Origin of the sequence: Rhodopseudomonas sp. (genome assembly GCF_048594845.1) — a bacterium.
In the GTDB taxonomy this organism is placed as follows: Bacteria; Pseudomonadota; Alphaproteobacteria; order Rhizobiales; family Xanthobacteraceae; genus Rhodopseudomonas.
In genome coordinates this window covers 1-9,193 of record NZ_JBMDXE010000071.1, presented here as the reverse complement: position 1 = coordinate 9,193, position 9,193 = coordinate 1, and the positions used below count along the sequence as shown (strand labels likewise).

Annotated in this window: 11 protein-coding genes; 6 read left to right on the top strand and 5 right to left on the bottom strand. The window is 61.7% G+C overall.

What is annotated here, in order from left to right:
- Nucleotides 1–45: 45 nt before the first annotated feature.
- Nucleotides 46–1,338 carry a flavin-dependent oxidoreductase gene (locus ACOJTD_RS03935; protein ID WP_420131627.1) on the top strand — a complete coding sequence of 431 codons (1,293 nt, stop codon included), beginning with the start codon at nt 46–48 and terminating at the stop codon, nt 1,336–1,338.
- A gap of 101 nt (nt 1,339–1,439) precedes the next feature.
- On the top strand, nt 1,440–1,916 hold the full coding sequence (locus tag ACOJTD_RS03930; protein ID WP_420131626.1) for a hypothetical protein: 477 nt from the start codon (nt 1,440–1,442) through the stop codon (nt 1,914–1,916).
- Nucleotides 1,917–2,217: 301 nt separating this feature from the next.
- On the opposite strand, the gene ACOJTD_RS03925 is transcribed toward ACOJTD_RS03930, so the two are convergent.
- From ACOJTD_RS03925 to ACOJTD_RS03915, 3 genes are all read right to left on the bottom strand, one after another.
- Nucleotides 2,218–2,499, bottom strand: a complete 282-nt coding sequence (locus ACOJTD_RS03925) for a hypothetical protein (protein ID WP_420131625.1) — start codon at nt 2,497–2,499, stop codon at nt 2,218–2,220.
- A 123-nt stretch (nt 2,500–2,622) separates the two neighbouring features.
- On the bottom strand, nt 2,623–4,092 hold the full coding sequence (locus ACOJTD_RS03920; protein ID WP_420131624.1) for a hypothetical protein: 1,470 nt from the start codon (nt 4,090–4,092) through the stop codon (nt 2,623–2,625).
- Nucleotides 4,093–4,346: 254 nt separating this feature from the next.
- The gene (locus ACOJTD_RS03915; protein ID WP_420131623.1) at nt 4,347–4,961 is read right to left on the bottom strand and encodes a DUF2314 domain-containing protein; all 615 of its coding nucleotides are present in this window, start codon (nt 4,959–4,961) and stop codon (nt 4,347–4,349) included.
- Between the two features lie 53 nt (nt 4,962–5,014).
- Between ACOJTD_RS03915 and ACOJTD_RS03910 the strand changes: the two genes are divergently transcribed.
- The 4 genes from ACOJTD_RS03910 to ACOJTD_RS03895 all read left to right on the top strand — a co-directional run bounded on the left by ACOJTD_RS03910 (nt 5,015) and on the right by ACOJTD_RS03895 (nt 6,972).
- Complete coding sequence (locus ACOJTD_RS03910) at nt 5,015–5,434, top strand: SecDF P1 head subdomain-containing protein (RefSeq protein ID WP_420131622.1); 420 nt, start codon at nt 5,015–5,017, stop codon at nt 5,432–5,434.
- A 3-nt stretch (nt 5,435–5,437) separates the two neighbouring features.
- Complete coding sequence (locus ACOJTD_RS03905; RefSeq protein WP_420131621.1) at nt 5,438–5,770, top strand: DUF6968 family protein; 333 nt, start codon at nt 5,438–5,440, stop codon at nt 5,768–5,770.
- Nucleotides 5,771–5,938: 168 nt separating this feature from the next.
- A complete protein-coding gene (locus ACOJTD_RS03900) occupies nt 5,939–6,403 on the top strand; it encodes a hypothetical protein (RefSeq protein WP_420131620.1) in 465 nt (154 codons plus the stop codon).
- Nucleotides 6,404–6,564: 161 nt separating this feature from the next.
- Nucleotides 6,565–6,972, top strand: coding sequence for an ASCH domain-containing protein (locus ACOJTD_RS03895; RefSeq protein WP_420131619.1), 408 nt, complete (start codon nt 6,565–6,567; stop codon nt 6,970–6,972).
- A 364-nt stretch (nt 6,973–7,336) separates the two neighbouring features.
- On the opposite strand, the gene ACOJTD_RS03890 is transcribed toward ACOJTD_RS03895, so the two are convergent.
- Together ACOJTD_RS03890 and ACOJTD_RS03885 are read right to left on the bottom strand one after the other, a co-directional pair.
- Nucleotides 7,337–8,353, bottom strand: coding sequence for a DUF262 domain-containing protein (locus ACOJTD_RS03890; protein ID WP_420131618.1), 1,017 nt, complete (start codon nt 8,351–8,353; stop codon nt 7,337–7,339).
- A gap of 82 nt (nt 8,354–8,435) precedes the next feature.
- Nucleotides 8,436–9,193 (bottom strand): FRG domain-containing protein (locus ACOJTD_RS03885; protein WP_420131617.1); only part of this gene is annotated, 758 nt, incomplete at its 5' end.

Genomic DNA, 9,193 nt, shown 5'->3' with positions numbered 1-9,193 from the left:
TGTAGCTGGCTACAGCAAATCGAAATAAGGAGCAGGGTAGTCCTCATGAGCGACAAGGTGATCATTGCCGGCGGCGGCATCGGCGGACTGGCGACGGCGCTGACGCTGCATCAGATCGGCGTGCCCTGTGTCGTCTACGAGGCCGCGCGCGAGATGCGGCCGCACGGCGTCGGCAACTATCTGCAGCCCAACGCGGGGCGTGCACTCTACGATCTCGGCATCACCGCGGCGGATCTCGACCGCGTCGGCCTGCCCGCCAAGGAATGGGCGCTGGTCGGCCTCAACGGCAACGACATTTACGCGGAGCCGCGCGGCAAGATCGCCGGCTACAACTGGCCGCAATACGCGGTGCATCGCGGCCAGTTTCACATGCTGCTGCACGACAAGGTCGTCGAGCGACTCGGCCGCGATGCGGTGCAACTCGGCCGCCGCGTCACGTCCTATCGCAAGACGCCGACCGGCGTCGTCGTCACGATCGAACACGCCGAGGGCGGCAGTTCGGAAGTCACAGGCGCGCTGCTGATCGGCGCTGACGGCATTCATTCGGCGATCCGTGCCCAGATGCATCCGAACCAGCCGCCGATCCATTGGGGCGGCGCGGTGATGTGGCGCGGCACCACCTGGGGCAAGCCGACCCGCACCGGCGCGTCATTCATCGGCCTCGGCACGCACAGACATCGCGTGGTGATCTATCCGATTTCGCATCCCGATCCGAAGACGGGCCTGTCGATGCTGAACTGGATCGCCGAGGTGACGCTCGATAACACCGAGGGCTGGAAGCAGCAGGGCTGGTTCCGGCAGGTGCCGACCAGCGAGTTCGCGCATCATTTCGACGGCTGGGTGTACGACTGGCTCGACATGCCGGCGCTGATCCGTGCGGCGGATTCCGCTTACGAAAATCCGATGATCGACCGCGACCCGGTCGAGACCTGGCGCGACGGCCCGGTGCTGCTGATCGGCGACGCCGCGCACGCGATGTATCCGACCGGCTCGAACGGCGGGACCCAGGCGATCGTCGATGCGCGCGAACTCGGCGCCGCGATGGTTGCGCACGGTGTCACTCAGGATGCGCTGGCTGCGTTCGACGCCAAGCTGTGCGGCCCGATTTCGCAGCTGATCCTCCGCAATCGCGGCGCCGGCCCGTTCGGACTCTTGAACCTCGTCGACGAGCGCTGCGGCGGGACCTTCGACAATATCGACGACGTCATTCCGGCGGCCGAGCGCGCCGCCTTCATGGCTGGCTACAAGCAGGCGGCGGGCTTCGCCATCGAGAAACTCAACGCCGCCCCACCGACCATCGCGCCGGGCACCAAGGTTGCGGCCGTGGCCGCTGCATGATGCGGGCGTTGTCGGCAACGACTTAGTGAACGCATAGTATGGTGTCGCGGCTCCGCATTTCGCGTAGGTGGCGCGCTGAAGAAGTCTCAGGAGGATGCCGAGTGACTTACGTTGCCATGCCGTCGATGCCGTCCCGACCGCTGACCATGACGGCGCTGGCGATCGCCGTGGCGCTGGCTTTCGCGGGCGCCGCGGCCGCGCAGAAGGCGCCCGATACGGAGCTGCAGGAAGTGCTGATCAAGAACTCGCTGATCACCTTCAACGATGCCAACGTCACCGGCAATTACGCGGTGCTGCACGCCAAGCTATCGCAGCCGTTCCGCGATCAGTTTTCGCCGGACAAGCTCAAGGAGTCGTTCAAGCCGTTCGCCGACGCCCATATCGATTTCGACGTGATCGCCGCAAAGCCGCCGGTTCTGACCGAGCCGGCGAAAGTCGACGACGAAGGCAAGCTGACGCTGCGCGGCTACTTCGACACCCGGCCGAACCGTGTGAACTACGACCTCGCCTTCATCCGCTCGGAGGGCGAATGGAAACTGATCCGGCTGAATGTGGACGTCAATAAGCCGAACAAGTGAGACTTGCGGGCGGGGCCTAATGGACGGCGCTCCGCCTGTTCGTGAAGCCAGACTTGCCGCGCCGCGCGATGTCGAAACGGCGACGGGCGCATCCGGGCTGAGCTTCGCGCTCGCAGAGGGTGAGGCGCGGGCGGCAGCGTCCCTTGTTGGCACGCTGCGCTTTGCCCGCCCTATAAGCTGCGCCCATCCTCGAGACGCTTTGCGCATGCTGCGAGTCCGACCCATTCGGGTTCGGGCGCCATCATCATGGTGCTCGCTCGACTGGGGAGCCCCGAAGGATGCGCATCGACCGCCTTGCTTCTCATCCGTCGAGGCGCGCTTCCACCGGATGCCGACGTGGCGCGGTCATCGATCTACCGGATAGCTCATCCACGCCGAGTTGCGCTTGAACCTGTGGCGTGCTGGAGTTCTCGAGGGCGTCGCGCGTCTCGCCGCGGATATCAGGCTGCGCCTCTGTTTCCGCGTTCGGACGCGCCATCTTCCGGCTGCTGCGGCTGCTGAGTTGAAACAGCGTGTGCACCTTGCCATTCACCGTTGCGCAGCCGCCGCGCATGTTCGGAAGTATCAACGTCGCCTCGCTCATCTTCTCGCTCCTTCGCGTTTGCTGATGAGCTGATAATTGCGATGTCAATTGTCTGGTTCGCGTCAACACAAATTTATGGTTAACAAAGTGTAAACTGACGCCATCGAGGGTTTGCGCCTGGCTTCACTCGCCGGGCGCCGTTCCCTTGAGGATGCCAAGCTCCGCCGGCGGACGATCGATCTGCAGGAGCTTGCCGCCGCAAATCGCCCGGGCGTCGGTATCGTTCGTCAGATGCGCCAGCGTCTGCATAGAGAGATGCTCGGTGACCACGAAGGTGGTGCGGCCTTCTGGATGCAGCGATCGCCAGCGCCGGTTGCTGATCCAATCCCACGGCTGCAGGTCCGCGTTGACCTGGATGAGGTTGTGGCGCCGCCCGGTGCCTTCGAAGATCAGCTTGGCCGGCCAGTACGTGGCGACGATGGTGGAGCCGGGCCGATCGGCGGCGTCGATGCAGGCGATCTCGTCGCGATAGGACGACAGCGGCGATGACGGCTTGAGGCCGACAAGCAGCAGCGCTGCGCCGAGGCCCGCCGCGGCGATCGCCAGCAGGACCGCCTGCCGCCGCGGCGGCATGGCGTTCACGAGGTCCAGCATCAGCACCAACGACACCGGCAGCAGGATCGTCAGGTAGCGAAAGCCGGACCAGTCCTTGATCAGGCCGGCGGCCGCCAGCGCTGCGGCGATCAGCAGCAGTGCCATATAGAGGATCAGGCTGCGGCGGGACAGCGCGCCCCGGAATCGCAACGCCAGCACCAGCGCAGTCGGCACGATCATCAGCGCGGCGAGGCGCGCGGCCGCGTGCGCCGGCCGGAGCTCCGCCACGATCGCGTTGCTCTCGCGGATGTGCAGGCCGAGCGACGGATTGAGCCAGTACGACAGCGCGAACACCGCGACGGACACGCCGCCGACGGCCAGGACCAACCGCAGCAGCGCGCGCGATCGCGACAGCAGCAGCGCGGCTGTGAGGATCGCGCCGAAATATGCGGCGAAATAGAAGTCCGAGGCGGTCAGCACCGCAACCGCGATCAGCGTCGCCGCCCAATGTTGCCGTAGCAGCCGGAAATCATCTTCACATGCGACGACGGTCAGCAGCGTCGCGCAGATCGCCGCGAAGCCGTGATAGTTCAGGATGAACAGCGGCTGCGCGGCGAAATAGCCGGACGGATAGAACGCCGCGCCGATCAGCAAAACGATCAGCGCAGCCGCGACCGCGAACGACAGCAGGGTGCGGTCGAGCGGCCGCTGCTGAGTTCGCGCCAGCCACCACGACAGCGCGGCGCCCAATAGCACCATCTGCAGCGGCGCGGCGACGACGTAGTAGGCGCGGGGGCCGGGGACGATCGCGGCGATCGGCGCCGCCGCGATCAGATCCGGCACGGTGAACGGGATCGCCGAGAACGTCCAGCCGCGCAGCGAGCCGAATGCCAGCAGATCCTTCGCCTGCGCATAGACGTAAAGCGAATCCGAATTGTAGCCGCTGGGGAGCGTCACCACGAGCGACAGGCCAACTAGCAGCCCCAATGCCGCGAGCACGCGCGCTGCCGCCGGCAGGGCAGAGCGCGAGGCGCGGGGTGGTCTCGAAGCTGCAGGCACGTGCGACTCCCGACGGCGGAGATCACGATGTGCCACGGCGCGCCGCAGGGCGCCAGATCGGTGCGATGCAGGTGAACAAGGGGGCAATTCCTCCCGGAGCTTCGCTGCCGACTCGATCGCTCGGGCTGTTCGGCCCAGGGCGGCTTGTCTCGCGTGCGAACCACGCAGCGCATGATCAGCTGACGTGCCGGGACGCCGCTCGTCGGGTTCAGTCGCCAAAGTCCTGTCCGCATTTCGACGCAGTGGGCACCGCTTCAAGGCCCGCAGTCGATGCCATAGATGTCGCGGAAGGCGGCGCGCTGTTGCGGCGGCTCGCGTGCGATCAGCACGCAGGCGGTAAAGTTGCCGATCACACTGCCGTTCTCTTTGTAGGACCAGTCGGCGATGTCCTTGCGTTCGAAGGCGAGGCGATCGCCATATTTCAGTTTGGCGATGTTGATCGGGGTGTTGACGACACGGCCGACAAATCTGTCGCCGTCACGGACGAAGGGACGCAACCATAGAAATTCGGAATGGTCGCGGAGCGGGACTTCGACCTTCACGGAGAAATCGCGCTGGCCGTCGCCCGGATGATCGGCGTGCGTGAGAAACGCGTCCAGCCCCGCGCGCGCCTTGGCGATCGCCGCCGCCATCTCGGGATCGCCCCGTGAGACACGCGCTGTGTCGTCACGCTGCGCCTTGTCGATCAGCGTCTGCGCCCGGCTCGGCCCGGCGACGAAGGCAACTAACGACACGATGACCCACACCAACATCGCCGCCTCCAAAAAAGAGATCAAAGGAACTTGCCAGCGAAAATGTTCATGATATGTTCGATGTGTCAAGAATGGCGAGTAGTAAATGACAATACCGCATTGCGTGTTGTTCTGCATCGTCGAGCGGCTCGTCCCGCTGCTCACGAGACGCAGTCAGCTGGGGCGCAGTCATGAGTAGCAACTTATCGGTCATTGCCGGCGGTCGTGATGGGCAGGAGCGGATTGCACTGTCGCTGGTCCATCCGCGCGAACGGATCGATGTAACGATCCCGCAAGTGCTCTCCATCACCATCGTCCCCGACATCACCTTTGCGGTGCCCGACGGGACGCTGCGGACGCTTGCGATGCCGTCCGTCGTGCTGAGGCTGGCGCCGTCCATCTGCGGGCGGCTGCATCGGCTGACCTCGACCATCCTGCAAGAGAAGATGGATATCGTCGTCGGCGGCGAAGTGATTGCCAGTCCGCGCGTGCTGGAGCCGATCGGCGGCGATCAGGCCTTCTCGATCGGGGTCTACGATTTGGCCGATGCCGAAGACCTTGCGGAGAAGCTGCGCCGAGGCTGGGCCCGCCCGGCGCTGCGGGCGGTGTGAGCCATGCTGATCGCCGAACGCATGTTGCGAGGGCGGGACGGCGATACCGAGCACGGCGTTGCCGTCCGTGTCTTCCTGCCCGTCGAAAGTGAGGAGGCCTGGCGCTGCGATTGGGAGATCCATTGGCCGGACGGGCTGAGGCGAGCCACGGCGCGCGGCCACGACTCCATGCAGGCGATGGTGCTCGCCTTGCAGGCGATCGGCGCAGAGCTTCATGCCAGCGACATGCATGAGGCCGGACGACCGAGCTGGATCGACGGATGGAGCGGCTATGGCTTCCCGGTGTCGCGGAGCATTCGGGACCAACTGCGAGGCGACGATGCGGACACGCTCTGAGACGAAGTCATCGTGCCACGTCGAAGCTTCCGGCGTAGCCCGCATGAGCGCAGCGACATGCGGGGTTGGATGTCACCCCGCCTGTCGCTCTGCTCATACGTGCGACCTTTCTGCGAACGACATCCGAACCAACTGATTCTTGCTGATCCCTTGATGATGGAGCTTGTCATGTCGATGGAAATGTACGTGTTCTCCGACCGGCACCTCGACAGCATCGCAGCGTGGCAACAGGCGATCGATGCCGCCGGAGATCCGGTGCAGCTATCAACCGGCCGGCCGTTCGCCGAATTGAACGGCGGTCTGCCAGTCGTGCTGCGCGATCGCCCGACGGCGTTCGAATGCTCTCACTGGAATGCTGCAGAGCTGATCCCGGAGATCACCAGCGTCTCGTTGGATCATCCGTGGCGCTTCGTGCTGGCGTTCCGCTGGGGCGCCGACTTCGACGCCGGCGCCAGCGCCTACCTGGCCGCCGCAGCCTACGTCGAAGCGACCGGCGGCGTCATCCTGGATTGCCAGGAAGGCCGGCTGATTTCGCCGGCGCGGGCGCGCGAGGTGGCGCAAGATCTGGAGCAGAACGGACCGCGGCTCGTGAAGATGATGCTCAGCAAGATGCAGAATGGTAGGGCGGGTTAGCCGAAGGCGTTACTCGCCGGGCGCGGGCCGGACTTGCATCGACGGAATGGCCGATTACGTTTCTTTGATCCGCCCTGCGGGCTTGCGCTTAGGACACGGCCCGTTAGGCTGCCCGCCGGTATCGCGCCGAAGGCCGTCATTCTTTGAAGGCTCGGAAGATCATGAACAAGCCAGTCCCAGAGCGGTACAAACACCTCCGGACGTTCGCCTTCGGCGACAGTCCCGAGCTTGCAGATGACTTGCTTGAACTTGTCGTCAGAGGGATCAAGACTGCGACTTGTAGCACGGAAGACGAGCCGAACACCTCTGCTCCCGGTGAGCGTTGGGTCGTACTCGACGGACGTGGAGAGCCGCGCTGTGTCATCGAATCCACCGAGGTGACATATAGGCGCTTCGATCAAATCGACGCCGGCTTTGCATACGATGAGGGCGAAGGCGATCGGAGCCTGGCCTATTGGCGCAGCGCCCATCGGGCCTATTTCGGCCGGCTCGGCAGATTCAGCGAGAATATGATGCTCATGTGCGAGCGCTTTCGCTTAGTTGAGTTGTTCGACGATCTGCCGCAGTGACAAGTGCGGGTCAACCTCGGACAACGCCGCCGCCGCGACGCGTGGTGTAAGCGAGTTTCAGGCGGGCCACACCAGGTCAGTAGGGCGGGTTAGCCGAAGGCGTAACCCGCCGAGTGGGGGCCGGGCTTGCGTTGATGTGGCGGCGGATCAGGCTTCGCTAATCTGCCCTACTTGCTACGGGCTGAGCTGGATCGACAAACGCAGCGGCTATGGCTTCCCGGGTCGCGGACCATTCGGGACCAACTGCGGGGCGACGAGGCCGAGACGCTCTGAAATGAAGTCATCGCGCCGCACTGGCGCGTCCGGACGCAGCTTGCATTCGCGTAGCGAAATCGCTGCGCTCATGCGGGCTACGCTGGCTCGCTCAATTATGGATCATGATCCGAAGGTTCGGAAACGCAGACTGCGCCCATTTGCAGAATTCAGTCTTTAGGACTTCGAATCTTCCATTGTAACTTCCTACGTCATTAGTGCTTCGATTGAATGCGTCGTATCGAGCATAGACTGGGTGAGCGCTGTTCGAGACTCCTGAAATCTGCTGCTTCCGTTCATGATTGCGCGCTCTTTCAAAGAAGACGAGAAATTCTCGTAAAATTGAATGGGCTTCAACGTTGGACTGTCGAACAAGCCAATAGTAAACGGGCAACGTTCCGGCGGAATTTAGCAATTCGTCAGATGGCAAGAATACCTCTTGCATACTATCAAGCACGTCGAGCGCTCGGCGCCCGGCCAGCTCTAATCTTTGTTGATCCAGCTTTCCTAAGTTTGAAAAGGCATCGAGATCCTTCTTCTTCGTGCTTGTGAGGCGATTCTCGTACTCGAACATTACGATCTTGGCGGCAGCATTGAAGTCACCCGCTCGCTTTACGCTGAATCTAATATTGTCGTAGAAGAAGGCGTGACGGGCTACATTGCGGATGACGTCTGGGACCGGCCCCGCCATCGCGTTGCGGATCTCTGCGCCTGTGAGTGGCTTGCTACGATTTAGACGCACGAATAGTTCGTTTATGTCAGCTTCGTCGTTCGTGACTACGCTCATTATATCAACGGTTTCGGTTTCAAATGCTTCCGCAACCGAGGGGTAGCTCTTCTTAAGATCCTTCAGCGAAAGGCCACCTAAGTTGAGAGAGGGGTCGGCTCGCCATTTGAAGTCGTGATTTAAAACCAGCCGGCCGTCGAAAAAGTCGAAGATCGCTTCAAGGCGCTGCTTTCCATCGATAATCGCGTACGGGAGTTTATGCAGATTGAGCTGACTCTCGCCCATTTGAAAGTCGGCGAGATACAGCTTTGGGACATCAAAGCCGTTTATGATGGAGTCGATGAGATAGGCTTTGTCTGATGGAGACCAAAGTCTTCCACGTCGCTGATACGGAGGGTCCATGTCGATCGAGCCTCGGTGAGCGTGCCACCAAACCAGAGGCTTGCTTGGATGAAGCGTAATTCGCAGAATTTTGTGGGCCATCTTAAAAGCCGAACTCCCGGCGGATCTCTCTGGCGAGCCCGTCTAAGTCGGGAAACACTACCGATTCGCTGAACCCTTTGCGAAATAAGGACTGCCGAATGCTGTCCAAATGATTCTTCTCTATTACGATTTTTCGAAGAGCTTTCGTTGGGAAATCTTTAGTTTCAAAAACCGTTTCCATTGGTTCTGTCCCTTGGCCGAAAAGGGCGAAGCCCCCGCGTTGGGCAACAATTCTGGGGCTATTGTATGTTCCATATATCATTATCGGTAGCATAGGGATTTGATCAAATTGAACTCCCGGTGCGTAAGATCTTACGAGTTGGCTGCTCTCATCGAGAATTCCACCCGCAAACGAGAGATGACTTAGTGCCGACCGATTCCATTCGATTGGGTCACACATCCAGACCGACGCATCCGCCTTTTTTCCGGTGTGGTTGCCAGTAAGGGCAAAGTAGATCGCCACGAACGGGTTTTCTGACCAATCCAAAAGACGCGTAGGCACCCCATAATGTTGCATCAAGAATAGTTTGTCCCAGTCGTTGACCAGAGTTCGCTGTAGAAAGGGAAGCGATCGCTGCACAAAGCGGGTCGTAACTTCGGTCTCAAGAACGGCAATTTCTGAGATCTGCTTCTTGGTGCGATGACGGTAAAGAGACGGCTCAAGTCGGTATGAGAGATTATTGCATCCGCGGTACCATGTAGCGGCAGATTCTCCTTGGAAGGTCTCAATCGCTTCAAGTAATTCCGCAAATGTCGACG

Bases quoted from the DNA above. Each gene is read 5' to 3' on its own strand.
- ACOJTD_RS03935 (WP_420131627.1), top strand. From the start codon at position 46: ATGAGCGACAAGGTGATCATTGCCGGCGGCGGCATCGGCGGACTGGCG.
- ACOJTD_RS03925 (WP_420131625.1), bottom strand. From the start codon at position 2,499: ATGAGCGAGGCGACGTTGATACTTCCGAACATGCGCGGCGGCTGCGCA.
- ACOJTD_RS03915 (WP_420131623.1), bottom strand. From the start codon at position 4,961: ATGCAGAACAACACGCAATGCGGTATTGTCATTTACTACTCGCCATTC.
- ACOJTD_RS03910 (WP_420131622.1), top strand. From the start codon at position 5,015: ATGAGTAGCAACTTATCGGTCATTGCCGGCGGTCGTGATGGGCAGGAG.
- ACOJTD_RS03905 (WP_420131621.1), top strand. From the start codon at position 5,438: ATGCTGATCGCCGAACGCATGTTGCGAGGGCGGGACGGCGATACCGAG.
- ACOJTD_RS03900 (WP_420131620.1), top strand. From the start codon at position 5,939: ATGTCGATGGAAATGTACGTGTTCTCCGACCGGCACCTCGACAGCATC.
- ACOJTD_RS03895 (WP_420131619.1), top strand. From the start codon at position 6,565: ATGAACAAGCCAGTCCCAGAGCGGTACAAACACCTCCGGACGTTCGCC.
- ACOJTD_RS03890 (WP_420131618.1), bottom strand. From the start codon at position 8,353: ATGGACCCTCCGTATCAGCGACGTGGAAGACTTTGGTCTCCATCAGAC.